General features: G+C 70.4%; 18 protein-coding genes. 6 read left to right on the plus strand and 12 right to left on the minus strand.

What is annotated here, in order from left to right; translation table 11 throughout:
* Window positions 1–17 precede the first annotated feature (17 nt).
* Window positions 18–746: a FadR/GntR family transcriptional regulator gene (locus J7E45_RS18150; RefSeq protein WP_091034423.1), complete on the plus strand. Its 729-nt coding sequence runs from the start codon at window positions 18–20 to the stop codon at window positions 744–746.
* A gap of 37 nt (window positions 747–783) precedes the next feature.
* On the opposite strand, the gene J7E45_RS04115 is transcribed toward J7E45_RS18150, so the two are convergent.
* From J7E45_RS04115 to J7E45_RS04135, 5 genes are read right to left on the minus strand one after another with little or no spacing between them, the layout of a single operon-like run.
* Window positions 784–1,965 carry a M20 family metallopeptidase gene (locus J7E45_RS04115; RefSeq protein WP_215067202.1) on the minus strand — a complete coding sequence of 394 codons (1,182 nt, stop codon included), beginning with the start codon at window positions 1,963–1,965 and terminating at the stop codon, window positions 784–786.
* Window positions 1,962–3,143, minus strand: coding sequence for an amidohydrolase (locus J7E45_RS04120; RefSeq protein ID WP_215067204.1), 1,182 nt, complete (start codon window positions 3,141–3,143; stop codon window positions 1,962–1,964). The genes J7E45_RS04115 and J7E45_RS04120 overlap by 4 nt, the downstream gene beginning before the upstream one ends.
* Window positions 3,140–3,676: a hypothetical protein gene (locus tag J7E45_RS04125; RefSeq protein ID WP_215067207.1), complete on the minus strand. Its 537-nt coding sequence runs from the start codon at window positions 3,674–3,676 to the stop codon at window positions 3,140–3,142. Before J7E45_RS04125 ends, J7E45_RS04120 begins: the two co-directional genes overlap by 4 nt.
* A gap of 1 nt (window position 3,677) precedes the next feature.
* Window positions 3,678–4,880, minus strand: coding sequence for an aromatic ring-hydroxylating dioxygenase subunit alpha (locus J7E45_RS04130; RefSeq protein WP_215067209.1), 1,203 nt, complete (start codon window positions 4,878–4,880; stop codon window positions 3,678–3,680).
* Between the two features lie 22 nt (window positions 4,881–4,902).
* On the minus strand, window positions 4,903–5,871 hold the full coding sequence (locus J7E45_RS04135) for a PDR/VanB family oxidoreductase (RefSeq protein WP_244176007.1): 969 nt from the start codon (window positions 5,869–5,871) through the stop codon (window positions 4,903–4,905).
* Between the two features lie 148 nt (window positions 5,872–6,019).
* Here J7E45_RS04135 and hisC point away from each other — a divergent pair, with 148 nt between their 5' ends.
* A complete protein-coding gene (hisC, locus tag J7E45_RS04140) occupies window positions 6,020–7,129 on the plus strand; it encodes a histidinol-phosphate transaminase (RefSeq protein ID WP_215067211.1) in 1,110 nt (369 codons plus the stop codon).
* A gap of 24 nt (window positions 7,130–7,153) precedes the next feature.
* Here the strand turns inward: hisC and J7E45_RS04145 are convergent, their stop codons facing one another.
* The 6 genes from J7E45_RS04145 to J7E45_RS04170 all read right to left on the minus strand — a co-directional run bounded on the left by J7E45_RS04145 (window position 7,154) and on the right by J7E45_RS04170 (window position 12,947).
* Entirely contained in the window at window positions 7,154–8,200 is a 1,047-nt protein-coding gene (locus J7E45_RS04145) for a winged helix DNA-binding domain-containing protein (RefSeq protein ID WP_215067213.1), read from the minus strand.
* A gap of 43 nt (window positions 8,201–8,243) precedes the next feature.
* The gene (locus tag J7E45_RS04150; RefSeq protein ID WP_215067215.1) at window positions 8,244–9,692 is read right to left on the minus strand and encodes a glyceraldehyde-3-phosphate dehydrogenase; all 1,449 of its coding nucleotides are present in this window, start codon (window positions 9,690–9,692) and stop codon (window positions 8,244–8,246) included.
* 150 nt (window positions 9,693–9,842) lie between these two features.
* Window positions 9,843–10,508 carry an SDR family oxidoreductase gene (locus J7E45_RS04155; protein WP_215067217.1) on the minus strand — a complete coding sequence of 222 codons (666 nt, stop codon included), beginning with the start codon at window positions 10,506–10,508 and terminating at the stop codon, window positions 9,843–9,845.
* A gap of 44 nt (window positions 10,509–10,552) precedes the next feature.
* The gene (locus J7E45_RS04160) at window positions 10,553–11,083 is read right to left on the minus strand and encodes a hypothetical protein (RefSeq protein ID WP_215067219.1); all 531 of its coding nucleotides are present in this window, start codon (window positions 11,081–11,083) and stop codon (window positions 10,553–10,555) included.
* Window positions 11,084–11,125: 42 nt separating this feature from the next.
* The gene (gene murQ, locus J7E45_RS04165) at window positions 11,126–12,061 is read right to left on the minus strand and encodes an N-acetylmuramic acid 6-phosphate etherase (protein ID WP_215067221.1); all 936 of its coding nucleotides are present in this window, start codon (window positions 12,059–12,061) and stop codon (window positions 11,126–11,128) included.
* Window positions 12,051–12,947: an N-acetylglucosamine kinase gene (locus J7E45_RS04170; RefSeq protein ID WP_215067223.1), complete on the minus strand. Its 897-nt coding sequence runs from the start codon at window positions 12,945–12,947 to the stop codon at window positions 12,051–12,053. Before J7E45_RS04170 ends, murQ begins: the two co-directional genes overlap by 11 nt.
* Before the next feature lie 132 nt (window positions 12,948–13,079).
* Between J7E45_RS04170 and J7E45_RS04175 the strand changes: the two genes are divergently transcribed.
* Window positions 13,080–13,937 (plus strand): MurR/RpiR family transcriptional regulator, encoded by an 858-nt coding sequence (locus J7E45_RS04175; protein ID WP_215067224.1) that lies wholly within the window; start codon window positions 13,080–13,082, stop codon window positions 13,935–13,937.
* 30 nt (window positions 13,938–13,967) lie between these two features.
* On the opposite strand, the gene J7E45_RS04180 is transcribed toward J7E45_RS04175, so the two are convergent.
* Window positions 13,968–15,095 (minus strand): DUF998 domain-containing protein, encoded by a 1,128-nt coding sequence (locus J7E45_RS04180; RefSeq protein ID WP_215067226.1) that lies wholly within the window; start codon window positions 15,093–15,095, stop codon window positions 13,968–13,970.
* A 69-nt stretch (window positions 15,096–15,164) separates the two neighbouring features.
* On the opposite strand from J7E45_RS04180, the gene J7E45_RS04185 reads away from it, so the two are divergent.
* The 3 genes from J7E45_RS04185 to J7E45_RS04195 are packed head-to-tail and all read left to right on the plus strand — an operon-like array spanning window position 15,165 to window position 16,619.
* On the plus strand, window positions 15,165–15,815 hold the full coding sequence (locus J7E45_RS04185; RefSeq protein ID WP_215067228.1) for an HAD-IA family hydrolase: 651 nt from the start codon (window positions 15,165–15,167) through the stop codon (window positions 15,813–15,815).
* Between the two features lie 49 nt (window positions 15,816–15,864).
* Entirely contained in the window at window positions 15,865–16,221 is a 357-nt protein-coding gene (locus J7E45_RS04190) for a YidH family protein (RefSeq protein ID WP_091034463.1), read from the plus strand.
* The gene (locus J7E45_RS04195) at window positions 16,218–16,619 is read left to right on the plus strand and encodes a DUF202 domain-containing protein (protein WP_308162054.1); all 402 of its coding nucleotides are present in this window, start codon (window positions 16,218–16,220) and stop codon (window positions 16,617–16,619) included. Before J7E45_RS04190 ends, J7E45_RS04195 begins: the two co-directional genes overlap by 4 nt.
* Window positions 16,620–16,757: the final 138 nt, after the last annotated feature.

A 16,757-nucleotide genomic window follows, 5' to 3' on the forward strand; every position in this document is an offset into this window, starting at 1 on the left:
CCGACCGAAGGACTCCCGTGGCCAGCACCCAGGATGACGCGCGCACCTTCCAGCGTGTCGCGCCCGCACAGTCCGTCGCCGACCGCGTCGTGACCGAGGTCGAAGCGATGATCAAGTCCGAGGGCCTCACCCCCGGCCACCGCATCGGCACGCGCCAGGACCTGTGCGAGCAGTTCGGCGTCGCGCCGGCCACACTCGGCGAAGCACTGCGCGTGCTGCGCGCCCGCGGCTCCGTCGACCTGCGCCCGGGCCCGGGCGGCGGCATCTTCGTCGCCGACCAGTCGCCGCTCATCCGACTCGCCCACAGCGTGCTCCGCCTGCGCCAGACCGGCGCTCCGGTCAACGATGTGATCAAGGTGCTCGACGCCCTCGACGAGGCGGTCATGCACGATGCCGTCCTGAACCGCACCGATGCGGACATCGCCGACCTCGACGCGGTCATGTCCGACCTCGCCGACCACTGGCACGACCCGATCGAGGGGCTGCACGGCAACTGGCGGCTGCATCGCCGCATCGCCGAAATCTCGCCGAACGCGGTGCTGCGGACGTTCTACCTGAACCTCGTCGACTACATCGAGGGCGAGACCGCCGGCGCGGCGGACGAGGACGCACTGGCCGTCCCCGGATTCCGCCAGGACACGGACGAGCGCCTGCACATCCACGAGGCGCTCATCGAGGCGATCCGCAGCAGCGACGTCGAGGCCGGGCGCAAGGCCGTGCTGGACCACCGTACGCTCGGCCGCTGACCGCGGTCTCGGCACCGCGACCGGATCGCGCCCGCGCCTAGCGGGACACGTGCCGGAGAGCGAGCGCGGCCAGCGCCGCGGCCTGATCGCCGAGCACCGCATCGTCGAAGACCGCGTGCGGCGAGTGGTTCATCGGGATGTCGTCCGGATCGACGTGCGGCGGCGTCGCGCTCAGGAACAGGAAGGTCCCCGGCACTTCGCGGAGCACGAACGAGAAGTCCTCCGAGGCCATCCAGGGCACGGCGAGCTCTTCGACCCGATCGTCGCCGAACTCCTGCCGGAGCAGCGCCGTGGCAGCCGCGGTCTCGGGCGCCGTGTTGACGGTCACCGGATAGCCGATGATCACCTCGACATCGGCCGCGCACCCGTGCGCGGCCGCGATGCGTTCGACGAGGGGCGGAAGTTCCGCCTGGGCCTGTGCGATCGAGGCCTCGGACAACGTGCGCAGCGTCGCGGCCAGCCCGGCCCGCTCGGGGATCACGTTCACGACCTCGCTCGCGAACAGCTTCGTCACCGAGAGCACCACGGGGTCGAACACGTCGACGCGCCGGGTGACCCAGCTCTGCAGCGCCAGCACGATCTCGGCGATCGCGGGCACCGGGTCGACCGCCTGATGCGGGCGGGAGCCGTGGCCGCCCCGACCGTGCACGGTGACCTTCAGCACGTTCGCACCGGCCATGATCGTGCCCGTTTTGAGTTGGAACGTGCCGCGCTCCCCCGGACCGACATGGATGCCGTATGCCGCTTCGACCCTCGCGCCGGCCGCGTCGAGCACGCCGTCGCGGATCATCAGCGGCGCACCTCCGCCGGCCTCCTCGCCCGGCTGGAACATGAAGACGACGGACCCCGCGATGCTCTCCCGTCGTGCCGCGAGCAGCCGGGCGGCGCCGACGAGTCCGGCCACATGGAGGTCATGACCGCACGCGTGCATGGCGCCGTTCACGGACGCGTACTCCAGCCCGGTCTCCTCGACGATCGCCAGCGCATCCATGTCGCCACGCAGCAGCACCGACGGGCCGTCCTCCGCCCCGCGCAGCACCGCGGTGACCGAGCCCAAGTCACTGCCGGTCGTGATCTCGAGGCCGAGGTCGGCGAGTTCCGCGAGCACGACGGCCTGCGTCTGCGGCAGGTCGAATCCGACCTCGGGGATGCGGTGCAGACGGCGTCGCAGATCCACCAGTTCGGGCAGCAGGCGGGCGGCATCCTCGCGCAGCGTCACGAGTTCTCCTTCGTCGCGGTGTAGACGGTCCGTCCGTCGATGAGCACCTCCCGCACGGTCGAGGCGACGTCGAGCGGGTCTCCGGTCCACAGAACCACATCCGCGTCGCGGCCGACCTCCAGCGCACCGACGCGGTCGCCGATGCCGGCGATGTCGGCCGCGGCCGAGGTCATGGCAGCGATGGCGGTCTCGCGGGGAAGGCCGGCGCGCACGGCGACGGCGGCCTGCAGAGCGAGGAGCCCGATGGGAACCACCGGGTGATCGGTGGTCAGGGCGACGCGCACTCCCGCCGCGGCGAGGGTCGCGAGGTTCGCCGGGTCGGCCTCGCGCACCTCGACCTTCGATCGGCTCGACAGCATGGGGCCGAAGATGACGGGCACATCGCGCTCCGCGAGCACGCCGGCGAGCTTGTGGGCCTCGGTTCCGTGGTTGAGCACGAGGCGCAGCCCGAACTCCTCGGCGATGCGCAGCGCCGTCGCGATGTCGTCGTGCCGATGCGCGTGCTGCTCCCAGGAGAGCGTGCCGTCGAGGGCCTCGGTGAGCGCCTGCTTTCCCAGGTCGACCGCGAACGGTGCACCCTCGGCGCGGGCGCGATCGCGTCGGTCGGCGTAGTCGCGCGCATCCAGGAGCGCCTGCCGGATGACGAGCGCGATGCCGAGGCGGGTCGACGGCAGCTGCTTGCGCTCCCCGTAGGCCTGCTTCGGATTCTCGCCGAGCGCCGATTTCATGCCGAGCGCCGCACGGATCACCTGCTCGTCGACCGAGCGTCCGCCGGCGGTCTTGATCGCCACACTCTGCCCGCCGATCGGATTCCCCGACCCCGGCTTCACGACCACAGCCGTGATGCCGCCCGCCAACGCATCCGCGAACGCCATGTCCTCGATGTTGATCGCATCGATCGCCCGCACCCCGGCGGTCACGGGCGACGACACCTCGCTGCCGTCGAAGCCCGCGGGGCCGTTCGCCTCCTCGTGCACGCCGATGTGGCTGTGCGGATCGATGAGTCCGGGCAGGACCCAGCACCCCGTGGCATCGATCACCCGCGCACCGTCCGGCACGGAGATCCCGACACCGACCGCCTCGATGCGGCCGCCCGACACGAGCACCGTGCCGCCGTCGAGCTCCTCACCGAGGCCGGTGACCACGCGTCCGCCGATGATCGCGACGTCTGCGCTCATCGTCGCTCCTCGCTGGTGTTCATCGTGTTCTCTCCCGCGCGCCGCTCGACGAGCGCGCGCGTCCGTGTCAGCAGATCCTCGAGGTCGAGGCTGAGGATGCCCGCCGCGGGGTCGACCCGCACGACGATCCCGTCCTCGCACTCCGGCGGCTCCCCGCTGAGATCCACCAGAGGATCGTCGACCCAGACCCACGGCAGACCGTCGGCATAGCGGCGGATGTGCGCGAGCTTGTCGAACTGCACGGGCAGGAAGGGCCAGGGCTCCTCCGGCAACTCGAGCGGCCCGCGGAACGCCGTGTGCGCGTTGTGTCCCCACTCGGATGCCCAGACGATGTCGAAGTGCTCGGCCAGCTCGTGCAGGCGCCGGGCCGCCGAATCCGGGATGGCGACGTCGCGAACCCACCGGCCCCAGGCGGAGAGGTGGTGCATGCTCACCGGGACCGAGGGCTCGCCCTCGATCACGAACACGTCGCTGATCCCCAGCACGAGGACCGGGCGGTCTCCGCGCGGCGGTCGCGCCGTGTACTTCGCCATGTCAGTCGTCCACCGCGTCGGCGAGCAGCGGCGCGTCTGCGGCGCCCTCGAAGTAGTTGCCGCCCTCGATGCGCACCAGCCGCTCCGACTCGTCGAAGCTCACACCCACCGGGTCGCCGCCGGCTGCGACCGCGCGGTGCTGCTTGGCCATCATCCGCCGGATCATCGCGATGCCCTGATCGGTGGTCGTGAGGTGATCCTCGGAGTGCAGCGAGATGGCACCCTGCGACTTCTGCGCCTCGTAGTCACCGGGGAGGCGCTGATGCTCGAGGTCGGTGAGCTCCTTCCACGGCTTGCCCTCGTGCGTGGAGCGGAGCTTCGCGAGGAAGTCGGGATCGGCGTCGCGCGCCACCGTGAAGATGCGGAAGTTCGTGTCGTCCATCGGCACGACCCAGCCGATCATGTTCGTCTGTCCCGAGCTGAGCTTCGGGCTGGCGACGACCCGCAGGTTCGGGAAGATGACCTCGGTGACGCGGCGCAGCTGACGACCGTCGCCGAGCTCGCGCATCTGGATGCTGCGCACGCCGAGCGGCGTGTACTCGTAGCTGACCTCGGGGATGAGCGCCATCTCGGGCGTGAACTGGTTGCCGCTGAAGCGCGCGTGCAGGATCGGCACGTGGAACGGGTCCATCACGTTCTCCCAGTGCTGCAGCCAGTTGAAGTCGAGCTGGGCGGGTCCGCCGCCGCCCACGCCCTGGTCGTTGACGATCAGCTGCTCGTCGTCGGCCAGCTCCTCGAGGGTGTCGTAGCGCGGAAGCACGGGCTTCTTCTCGGGCGGGCCCAGGTACGCCCAGATCAGGCCGTACTGCTCCTCGACCGGGTACCAGGGCTGGCGCACACGATCGCGGTGGAGGCCCAGTTCGGGCTCGCACGGCTGCTCGAGGCAGTGCCCCTCGGTATCGAACACCCACCCGTGGTAGCAGCAGCGGATGCCCTCCTCTTCGACGCCGCCGTAGAACAACGAGGCGCCGCGGTGGATGCAGCGCGGGTGCAGCAGGCCGGCCTTGCCCTTGCGGGTGCGGAAGAGCACGAGCTCCTCGCCCAGCACCTGCAGCGAGATCGGGCGCGTCGTCGCATCCTCGACCTTCGCGACCGGGTGCCAGTAGCGGCGCAGCACCTCGCCGTAGGGGGTGCCGGGGCCGACCTGGGCGAGCTCGTTGAGCGGCTGCCCGAGGCGTAGGCCGTATGCGGTTCCGGTGTCCATGTTCGCTCCGTTCGTGCGGGGGTCAGATGTCGAGGACGAGACGCTCGCCGAGAGAGCGGGACACGCAGATCATCATCGTCTCGTTGCTCTCGCGCTCGTCGGGGGTGAGGATCGAGTCCCGGTGCTCGGGGGCGCCGTCGATCACGGCCGTCTCGCAGGTGCCGCAGACGCCCTCGAGACAGGAACTCGGCACCCCGATCCCGGCATTCTCGAGCATCTCGAGGATGCTGCAGCCGCGGTCGACCGTGACGACGAGGTCGGACCTGGTCGCCACGACCTCGAAGGTGTCGGCACCCTGCGACTCGCCGAACGTCTTCGGCTGGAAGCGCTCGAGATGCAAGGCGCCGTGCGGCCAGTCGAGGCTGAGCGCTTCGAGGGCATCCAGCATGCGTTCGGGGCCGCACGCGTACACGGCGGTCCCGGCGGAGGGGACGCCGATCCAGGCGGCGAGGTCGAGTCGCTCGTCGGCGTCGCCACGGACCAGGAGCGTCTCGCCCCCGGCCAGCTGGGGGTGGCGGAGGAACGCCATCCGCTCCTCCGTCGAGCCGAGGTACGCCAGGCGCCACGGGATCCCTCGGCGGACGGCCTCGGCCAGCATCGGCAGGATCGGCGTGATGCCGATGCCGCCCGCGACGAACACGTACTCCGATGCGGGGGCGAGCGCGAAGTGGTTGATCGGGGCCGAGACGGTCACGATTTCGCCGACCCGGAGACTCTGGTGCACGTAGCGGGACCCGCCGCGACTCGGGCTCTCGGCCAGGATCGCGACGCGCCAGGCAGTGCGATCGTCGGGGGCGGAGCACAGCGAATACTGGCGCTCCACTCCGTTCGCGAAGCGGAGGTCGATGTGCGCGCCGGGCTCCCACGCGGGCAGGGGCGCGCCCGTCGGGTCGTCGAGTTCGAGGGACAGCACGTCCCGCGCCTCCCACCGCATCGCCCGCACGCGCAGGGCGAGGGACGCTTCCGGGGAATCCACCGCAGACTGGGGCACCGTCGCTCCGCTCCTTCCGTCGTTCCGGCCTTCATCGACCGAATTGACCACATTCGATATATTCAATTGCGATAGTATGGATGATGCCCGGCACTGTCAAACGGACGGACGGGTGCCGCACGAGCGGATGATGAGAGAGGCGGAACGGATGTCGGAGCTGAGACTGCGGGAGGACCTGAACGCGATCCCCGGATACACCCCGGGGAAGGCCGCGCCGCAGGCGGAGACCACTGGACCGGTGTTCAAGGTGTCGTCGAACGAGAACCCCTATCCCCCGCTCCCGTCGGTGACCGCGGCCATCGCCGACCGGCTCGCGCACATCAACCGCTACCCCGAGACCGCGGCGACCGCCCTCACCGCGGTGCTGTGCGAGCGGTTCGGCGTCGAGCCGGTGAACGTCGTGCTCGGCAGCGGATCCGTCGAGGTCGTCTCGCAGCTGATGCGCGCGACGGCCGGTGAGGGCGATGAGATCCTGTTCGCCTGGCGGTCCTTCGAGGCGTATCCGATGCTCGCTCGCGCGGCCGGAGCCGTGCCCGTTATGGTTCCCCTCACGGACGACCACCGGCACGACCTCGATGCGATGCGGGCGGCCATCACCGACCGCACGCGCCTGATCCTGGTGTGCAACCCCAACAACCCGACCGGGACCACGATCGGCGACGCCGAGCTCGACCGGTTCCTCGCCCAGGTCCCGTCGCACATCGTCGTCGTGATCGACGAGGCGTACGTGCAGTTCAACGACCGCGACGACTCCCCCGTCGGCATCGAGTACTTCCGCCGCTACCCGAACGTCGCCGTCGCGCACACCTTCTCGAAGGCCTACGGCCTGGCCGGCATGCGCATCGGCTACGCGATCACCCCCGAGCAGCTCGGCATCGCGCTGCGCAAGGTCGCGATCCCGTTCGGCGTGACCGACCTGGCGCAGACCGCCGCGATCGCCTCCCTCGCCGCCGAGGACGAGCTCGAGGCCAGGGTCGCCGAACTCGTCGTCGAGCGGGAGCGCGTCGTCGCCGCCTTCACCGCCTCCGGCCTGTCACTGCCCGAGAGTAAGGGCAATTTCGTCTGGCTTCCCCTCGGTGATGCCACGTCCGCTGCCGCCGAGCTGTTGGAACGTCACGGCCTGCTCGTGCGACCGTTCCCGGGCGAGGGGCTCCGGGCGACCGTCGCCGAGCCCGAGGCCAACGAGCGCCTCATCGCGCTGGCTCCCGAGATCGCCGCGCTCGCCGCCCCCGCGGAGGCCGTGCTCGCCTCTCGGTGACCGCTTTCTTCGCCGGCGACGCGCTCAGTCGCCGGCGAAGAAGGCGAATCGCGCCAGCGCGGCCTCCACGGCTGCCGGCTCGGCGGGCTCCACGAACAGCTCCGGCGGCAGGTCGCGGGTCGCGCTCGCGTGCGTCCAGCATCCGATGACGCGTCCCTGTTCGACGATCGTTGCGCGCACCATGCCGTTCTTGCCCGGACCGACGATCGCGAGGTGCTCGGGCGCGCACACGGTCGCGCGGTCGGCGTAGGAGATGTAGTACTCGTCGAAGGCACCGAGGGCGTGGACCGTCGCCGCGCCCGTCGCGCGCCGCGGACGCTGAAGCGACACGAACAGCCCTTCGTCCACCTCGTCGACCCGTCCGGCTGCGCGCTCGACCGCCTCGCGTGACTGCCCGAGCGTGAGTCCCGACCACCACGCGAAGTCGGCGACGCCCGCCGGTCCGTGTCCGTCGATGTACCGCACGAACAGCTCGGCAAGCGGGTCGGCCGGGCGCGTGTGCTCGCGGATATGCTCGTCGACCAGCACGAACCGCTGGTCTCGGGTGATGCCCGTCCGCGCGACGACGGGTCCCTGACAGATGAGGCCGTCGATCGTGAGGGTGAAGAGCAGATGGATGCCGCGCTGCCCCGTGGGGTCGATGCCGACGCCCTCGAGGATCTCGAACACCTCGGCGCGCGTGCGGCCGCCGTCGCGCAGCTGCGGCGTGAGCGCCCGCGCCGCCGTCGCGACCATGTCGTCGTCGATGCCCAGGTCGCGATGTCGAGAGGCCGCCTGCTGTCGCTGTCGGGCGGCGGTGACCTCGAGCATCCACCCCAGGTCACGCGCCGGCACCGTGTGCAGCGTGCCGCGCATGGTCCACGCCCGCACGAGGTCGCCGCGGTCGAAGGCACGGTCGACATCGCGCAGACGCACCGGCCCGCGGGTGCGCGCGGCGAGGGCCCAGCGACCCGCGGTGAAGTCCTGACTCTGCACCGCCAGCATGTGATGCGCCGCATCCGCCACCGTGCGCGTCGGCGCGCTCAGACGGTGCGATCGGAGGCGCTCGGCGAGCAGGGTCGCGGTCTTCATCCCCCCATCATGCCGGGCACCACCGACGCGGCGCAGAGGAGCCTCAGCTCTGCAGCGTCACCTCGCGGCGCTCGGGCAGCACGATCGGGTGCGAGCCCGCCATGACCTCGAGCACGCGGATCACCTGGCACGAGTAGCCGAACTCGTTGTCGTACCAGACGTAGAGGATCAGGGTGTCCTCGTCGGCGATCGTGGCGAGACCGTCGACGATGCCGGCGCGGTGCGAGCCGACGAAGTCGGTGGAGACGACGTCGGGGCTCTCGACGTAGTCGATCTGCTGGCGCAGCTTCGAGTGCAGCGAGACGCGGCGCAGGTAGTCGTTGACCTGCTCCTTGGTGGCCGGGCGCTCGATGGTGAGGTGCAGCACCGCGAGCGACACGTCGGGCGTGGGCACGCGGATCGAGCTGCCGGTGAGCTTGCCCTCCAGCTGCGGCAGCGCCTTGGCGACGGCCTTCGCGGCTCCGGTCTCGGTGATGACCATGTTGAGCACCGCAGAGCGGCCGCGGCGGTCGCCCTTGTGGAAGTTGTCGATCAGGTTCTGGTCGTTCGTGAACGAGTGCACCGTCTCGACGTGGCCCTTGACCACGCCGTACGCCTCGTCGATCGCGGCCAGGACGGGTGTGATGGCGTTCGTGGTGCAGGAAGCCGCGGAGAGGATGCGGTCGGAGTCCGCGATCGTCTCGTCGTTGATGCCGTGCACGATGTTCTTGAGCGGGCTCTTGCCGGGCGCCGTGAGCAGCACGCGGGCGACGCCCGTCGAGCGCAGGTGCTGCGAGAGGCCTTCCTCGTCGCGCCAGCGTCCGGTGTTGTCGACGACGATCGCGTCATGGATGCCGTAGGCGGTGTAGTCGATGGATGCCGGGTCGTCGGAGTAGATCACCTGGATGGGGGTGCCGTTCGCGATGATCTGCTCCGCCTCCTCGTCGACGGTGACAGAGCCGGCGAAGCGGCCGTGCACCGAATCACGCAGCAGCAGCGAGGCGCGCTTCGCGAGGTCGTTCTCCGCACCGCGGCGGACGACGATGGCGCGCAGCCGCAGTCCGCTGCCGCCGCCGGTGTGGGCGATGAGGATGCGGGCGAGGAGGCGCCCGATGCGTCCGAAGCCGTACAGCACCACGTCGGTGGGCTCGGCGGCGACGGCTCCCCTGGCGGGTGCGAGCTCCTCGGCGAGGTAGTTCTCCAGCGACTGGTCGCTCTCGGCGTGCCCGGCGACCAGGCGCGCGACGTCGAGGGAGGAGGCGCCGGGGGCGAGGGCGTGGATCGCCTCCAGTACGGCGAGGGTGTCTTCGATCGGGAGCCGCTCGTGTCCGAGCTGGGCGACGCGCTCGTGCACCTCGACCAGTCCCGTCGCCGAGAGTCCGAGCAGTCGGTGCCCGTGCAGCGAGGTGACCACATCGTGTTCGCGTCGAAGAGCCCCGATGAGCGGGATCATCCGCTCCGCCAGCTCTTCGCTCTCAGCCCAGTCGTCGCGGTGTGCCGCGGAATCGTTCATCTGCATCCTTGCATGTGTGAGCGCGCGCCGAGATCGCCGGCGCGCGAGTGTGCCGGGTGGATCGGGGGATGCCACCAGAGTACAAGCCGCGAGTTGACGAGCCGAATCGGCGGCGCGCGCATCGACCGGAGTCGGTCAGAGCGCGCCTCGTCAGTACTGCGCCGAGAACGCCCCGTCCGACTTGAGCAACTGTCCGGAGATCCAGCGGCCCTCGTCCGACACGAGGAACTCCACCACCGCGGCCACGTCGGCGGGCTGCCCGAGCTGCCCGAGCGGCGTCATCCCGGCCAGTCCCGTGCGCGTCTCGTCGTCCATCCAGCCGGTGTCGATGGGCCCGGGGTTCAGCACGTTCGCCGAGATCCCGCGTGGTCCCAGCTCGCGGGCTGCCGAGATGACCAGCCGGTCGAGAGCGCCCTTGGAAGCGCCGTACGGCAGATTTCCCGTCACGTGGTCGCTGGTGAGGGCGAGGATCACTCCCCCGTCATCGCCGACCTGCCGCGCGAATGCCGCGATCAGCAGCAGGCTCGCCCGTGCGTTCACAGCGACGTGCAGGTCGAAGCTCTCGGCCGTGGTGTCGAGGATGCCGGATTGCACGTCGTGCGCATGGCTGAGGATGAGCGCGGAGATCGGACCGTGCGCCGCCACGACCTCGGCGACCAGAGCTTCGGGCCCATCCGGGGTCGACAGGTCGGCGGGGTGGTCGGCGTCGCGGAGGTCGCTGGTCACGACGGTCCAGCCGGCCGCGCGCAGGCGCGGAACGATGCCGGCGGCGATGCTGTTCGCGCGGGCGGCGCCGGTGATCAGGGCGAGGGGCATCCGGCCACGCTACCGGACGGACTCCCGCGGGTCCGCGGGCACGCTCATGTGCCGAGGCACATCACGACGGCACCGGCCGCGAGCGCCCACGACTCGATCATCACGAACCGCGCGACGCGACCGTGATGCACGGGCTCGACGATCCAGGATTCGATGACGTTCCACAGCACGACGCCGATCACCCCGGCGACCACGAGCACCGCCATCAGCCCCGAGAGCCCGCCGTGTCCCCCGTGCGCTCCCGGATCAGGCGCCGTACCCGTCGCCACGCTCTCGAACGAGCAGACGGCGAGGAGCAGCGCGACGAGAGCTCGGCGGAAGCACCCGGCAGCGTCCCTCGTGCCGCGGACACCCACGGTGCCGAGCATGGCCGAGAGCAGCAGCACAGCCCCGAGCACGAGTCCCACCGTCGGCGCACCGTCCGTGATCGCCGTCACCAGCATCGCCGCAGCCATCACCAGGACCACCTGGCGACCCTGCCACGGAACCGCTCGTCCCGCAGCGAGGGACGCCGCCGCCGCGATGACCGCCGCCGCCGTCAGCAGCCAGGGCGCCGCCGGCACGAGATCATCCACACCCGCATCCTATTGAGCGGTTGACCGCACGGCTCCTCCGAGTCAGGCGAGAGCGGCGATCGCGTCGCGGAGCACCCCGTCGGCCTCGTCGAGCGCAGCCGCCGCGTCTTGCGGAGTGGCATCGACCGCCAGCATCAGCAGCGCGCGCTTCACCGAGCCGTCAGCCCCCTGCAGCGCGGCGGCCGCGACGTCGATGTCGACGTCCGCGAGCTGCGACACGGTGCGGACGGAACGGGCGTGGAGCTTCTCGTTCGTGGCGAGGAGGTCCACCATCACCCCGCGGTAGGTCTTGCCGAGCTTGATCATCGACAGGGTCGTGAGCATGTTCACGACGAGCTTCTGCGCGGTGCCGGCCTTGAGTCGCGTCGACCCGGAGATGAACTCCGGCCCGGTCACGACCTCGATGGCGACTTCGGCCGCGGCCCCGATCTCGGAGTCCGCGTTCGAGGCGATCGCCGCCGTGAACGCGCCGACGCTGCGGGCGTAGTTCAGCCCGCCGACGACATAGGGCGTGCGTCCGGAGGCCGAGATACCGACCACCGTGTCATCGGCGGAGAGTCCGAGTTCGCGGAGGGACTCGCCCGCCGCCTCCGCGTCGTCCTCCGCGTTCTCCACGGCGGAGCGGATCGCGATCTCTCCGCCGGCGATCAGCCCGACCACCATCGACGGATCCGTGCCGAACGTGGGCGGGCATTCGCTGGCATCGAGCACGCCGATGCGTCCCGCCGTGCCGGCCCCGATATAGATGAGCCGACCGCCGCGCCGGAACCGCTCCGTGATCGCGTCGACGACCGTCGCGATCTCGTCCGCCCGTTCGGCGACCGCCTCGGGGACCCGACGGTCCTCGGCGTTCATCCGACGCACGAGCTCGGCCGTGCTCAACAGGTCGAGATCCCCGCGCTCGGTCGTGGACGCCTCGGTGCCGAGGCCTTCAAGCACGGAGAGGAGGGAGGCGAGACGCGAGTCGTCATTCGGCACGGTGGACGAACCTTTCGTGAGGGAGGTCGGTGCGGCGTGCGATCAGCAGCGCACCGTCGAGGGCATCGCCGACCGCGGGGATCACCCGGCGACCGGCAGCGTGCAGCGAGGAGGTGAGGGAGACGCGGAACCAGTCATGGCCGGTGAGGCCGCCATGCAGTGCGACGTCGCTTGCCAGTGAGGAGGCGGCGACAGCCGTGGCGGTGAGCAGGTGTACGGCTTCCGTCCCGATCTGGAGGGCGACGTCGTCACCGGCCTCCGCCGCGTCGAGGACGAGAGGCGCCAGCGTCGCGAGGCGCCGTGGCAACGGCTCACTCCGGGCGATCCACTCCTGGATGTCGGACACGGCGCCCACCGGACCCGCGATCGCGTCGGTGAGGCCGGTCTGCGCAGCGAGTCCGTCAGCGGCACGCAGCACCGCGCGCAGCGCCTCGCGTCCGAGCCAGGAGCCGCTGCCGAAGTCGCCGAGTTCGGGACCCCAGCCGTCGACGAGTCGTGCGCCGTCGTCGTCGATGCCGAGGGCGGCGGCGCCGGTCCCCGCGATGAGGAGCACGCCGGTTCCGCCGTCGAGCGCTCCCGCGTGGGCGGTGACCACATCGGAGGCCACGACGGTGCGCGCAGCCGTCGCGACGGCGAGTCGTTCGGCCAGGTCGCGGGCGGCTTCCGGCGCGAGCCAGGCCCCGGCAGCCCCGACGCCGATCCGTTCCAGACCGGAGACGCCCTCGAGCAGGGGGATGATCGCGTCGAACGCTGCGCTGACGCCGTCGGCCGCCGCGAGACCGGGGGCTCCGACGCCGGATCGTTCCCTCCGCCCGTCGTCACCGCTGATCGTGATGCGGCAGCGGGATTTGCCGAGGTCGACGCAGGCGATCGGATGGTCATGCATCGGTTCTCCTCACGGACGCGGTCGCAGAGCTATGGAAAGAGACTACATACGAAGTAGAATCAGCGGAAAGAATTTACCATCCCGCTGCTGCGTTCGCGGGACATCCCGGAACCCGTACGACCGGAGGGCCGCGTGAGCATCCAATCGACCATCGAAGCCGCGGCTTCCACGTTGCCGCCTTCGCTCTCCCGCATCGCGGCGGCGATCCGTGAGCAACCGTCGATCGTGATCGACATGACGATCAACGAGCTGGCCCAGGAGTGTCGGACGTCGGTGGCATCCGTGGTGCGCTTCTGCCGGGCGATCGGTTTCAGCGGCTACGCCGCGCTGCGGATGGCTCTGGCGACCGAGCTCGGCAAGGAGGCCGCGCAGTTCTCCGCCCGGGGCGCCTTCGGGTCGGAGATCTCCGATGCGGACACTCTGCAGGAGGCCGTGTCGAAGCTCGCGGCCCTCGAACTACTGGCGATCGAGGAGACGGTCGCCCGGCTCGACTTCGACGTGCTCGAGGCCGCGATCACCGCGATCGACGGCGCCGACCGCATCCTCCTCTACGGAATCGGCGCCAGCCAGTTCGTCGCCGAGGACCTCGCGCACAAGCTCCTCCGCGTCGGGCGCAACGCCCACGTGCTCGCCGACCCGCATGAGGCTGTCGCCGCCACCGTGCTGCAGACGGCACCGACGGTTGCGATCGGGTTCTCGCACTCCGGCGCCACGATCGAGACGGTGCGCTTCCTCGGGACCGCGCGCCGGAACGGAGCGGCGACGATCGCGGTGACCTCGGCGAAGGACTCGCCGCTCGCCCGGGCAGCCGACCACGCCCTGTTCACCGAGGTGCGGGAGTCGTCGTTCCGCGCGGGCGCGATGGTCAGTCGCATCGCACAGCTCACGCTCGTGGATTGGCTGTTCGTCGGGGTCGCCAAGCGGAGGTTCAACGAGACCGTGGACGCTCTGCGTCGCACGCGCGAGGCGATGCAAGAGCTCCGCGACTGATCACGCAGCGCAGACGACGGGAAGACCCTGTCAGCCTGCGGTGAGCGCCTCCCCGATCTCGTCGGCGCGGGCGGGCGGCACTGCTCCGATCGAGCCCGCCGTGCGCAGGAAGACGATGATCCAGCTGAAGATCAGCACCGCGGCGATGAGTTCGACCGCCGTGAGGTTGTAGTAGCCGACCGCGAAGAACGCGGCGAGCAGGATGATCACCAGCACGAACGCCCAGCCGAAGCCCACGAACACCTTCGGAATGCTGGGCAGGAGCCACGGCAGTCCCACCATGACGACACCGAACACGACGGTCATGCCGGTCGCGACGGTGTTGTGCAGGAGGAAGAACTCGTCGACGGGGAACAGCCCGACGCACGCGAGGAAGATCCCCAGGAGGATCAGTCCGCCGCGCACCAGGAACCGTCCGCGGCGGTCGGCGGGATCGTCGGCGGGGAGTCCGGCCGTCGCGTAGCGGGCGATGGTCGTCACCATGACACCGGCGATGATCAGGGTCGCGTTGAAGGCGACGGACGAGCTGTTGCTGCTCATCCCCAGCGCCGACAGGTTGTCGCGCCACCAGTGCACATCGCTGGAGGCGAGCATGCTGGCGAAGGCGCCGACGACGAGGAAGACGGCGAGCACCAGCGAGAGGACCATGGGCGTGAGGGCCACCGCGCTGAGAAAGCAGACGTAGCCGGTCAGGGCGAAGGCGACCGCCACCAGTACCGCGCCGGGGAAGGCGAACACCGGCGCATCCGTGAAGCTCCGTTCGAGAAGCTCCGCGATGCCGAGCCAGCCCAGGTAGGCGATCGCGGCGTGCGCGAACGCGATGGCGGCGAGGTCGTACCAGCGCAATCGGTCTCCCGGCACGGTGAAGCCGTCGCGGACGGCGCCCGGATCCACCTGTTCTGGCCGCACCGCGAAGCGCCCGAGGGCGAAGGCGATGGCCGCAGTGATCGCTCCGCCGAACGCCGCGAACACACCGATCGAACCGCTGCCGCTGATCGCCAGCTCATGCCCCCAGAACACCGGGAGCGCGACGACGAAGCCGATCACGAGGAAGCCGGCGCCGACGATCAGCGCGGTCGCCTCGAACACGGCATCCGCCGTCTCCGGACCCCGCACCTGCCGCAGCACCTGCACGACTCTCTTCGCGAGCGCATTCATCGTCCGTGCCTCCCGGTGCACATCATAGGAGTCGGCGGCATCCGATCCGGCCCGCACTAGCCTGGAGGGGTGCCTCAGACTCTCGCCGCCCGCGCCGTCCTTCTCGACATGGACGGGACCCTCGTCGATTCGACAGCTGTCGTGGAGCGGCTCTGGCTCGCCTGGGCCGAGCCGCACGGCATCGACCCCGAGACGGTGCTCCGCGTCGTGCACGGCCGCCAGGGCCACCAGAGCATGGCGATCATGCTGCCCGAGCGCGACCATGCCATCAACCTCCACGAGAACGAGATCATGCTCGCCACGGAGGCGGGTGATGTCGACGGGGTGATCGAGATCCCGGGCGCACGCGAGCTGCTCGAAGCGCTGCAGCCGTTCCCGCACGCGATCGTCACGTCCGCCAACGTCGCTCTCATGACCGCACGGATGCAGGCCGCCGGGCTCACCGTCCCCGAGCACAGCGTGACCGCCGAGGACGTGTCCGCCTCCAAGCCCGATCCCGAGGGGTTCGTCCGCGCGGCGGGTCTGCTGGGGATCGATCCCGCGGACTGCGTCGTGTTCGAGGACTCCGGCGCAGGAATCCAAGCGGGTCTCGCGGCCGGCATGCGGGTCGTCGGTGTCGGGAAGCACGCGGCAGCACACAACCTGACCGTCCTGGTCGCGGATCTCTCGCAGGTGGCCGTGACCCCCACCGCGACCGGGTTCGAGATCACGATCTCCTGACGAAGGCCGCTCCCCCGCGATCGCCGCACCCCGCCGCTACGATGAGGCGATGCGACGTTTTCCCGCCTCGGTGTACGGCATCGGAGAAGAACCCGATCCGCGTTTCTCCCTGGCGAACGAGCGCACATTCCTCGCCTGGACCCGCACGGGACTCGCGCTGATCGCGGGTGGCGTCGCCCTCGAAGTACTGGGCCTCGATCTGCATGCCGGGTTCCGTCTCGCAGCCTCACTGCTGCTGATGATCACCGGCACGGCGGTCGCGCCCCTCGCCTGGTGGGAGTGGATGCGTGCGGAGCGCGCTCTGCGCCAGTCGCGCCCACTGCCCGGAGCCTTCTCTGCGATCGTGCTCGCGGTCGTCGTGACGGTGGTGGGCCTGCTGGTGCTGGCCGGGGTGCTCTGGCGGTGACCGGTCAGGGGCGCATCCCCCCGGGGTCACTCGTCTCGGGTCCGTTCGATCCGGGACTGCAGCCGGAGCGCACGGAACTCGCGTGGCGGCGAACTGCGCTCGCCGTCGCGATCGGCTCGGTCGTCTCCCTGCGGATCTTCCCCCTCCTGCTGCCGTCCGACGCCGCGGCATGGGGGCTCGCGCCGGGAGTGGTCGGCATCGGCGCTGCATGCGCGTTCTGGCTGGCGGCCCGGCGCCGACAGCTGCAGACGACGGCCACGCTGCACGCTTCGAATGCGGCGGAGCCATCGACCGCTGCTCTGCCCGGGGGCGGGATGCTGTTCGCGTTGACGATGCTCGCCACCGCTTTCGGGGCCGTCTCCCTCACCATCGTCGCGGTGTCACTCCTCGCGCACTAGGTCGCCTGACGCTTCATCCCACTCGCAGCCGAGTGTCACACCCGCAGCGGAACAGAACGCGTGTCGTGTCGCGACGTCGTTGTTCGTGGCGTCGTTGTTCGCGGCGTCGTCGTCCGGGGTGTCGCGGGTCGTGGTGTC

The sequence above is a fragment of the Microbacterium sp. ISL-59 genome (assembly GCF_018613945.1).
Classification (GTDB): Bacteria; Actinomycetota; Actinomycetes; order Actinomycetales; family Microbacteriaceae; genus Microbacterium; species Microbacterium oxydans_B.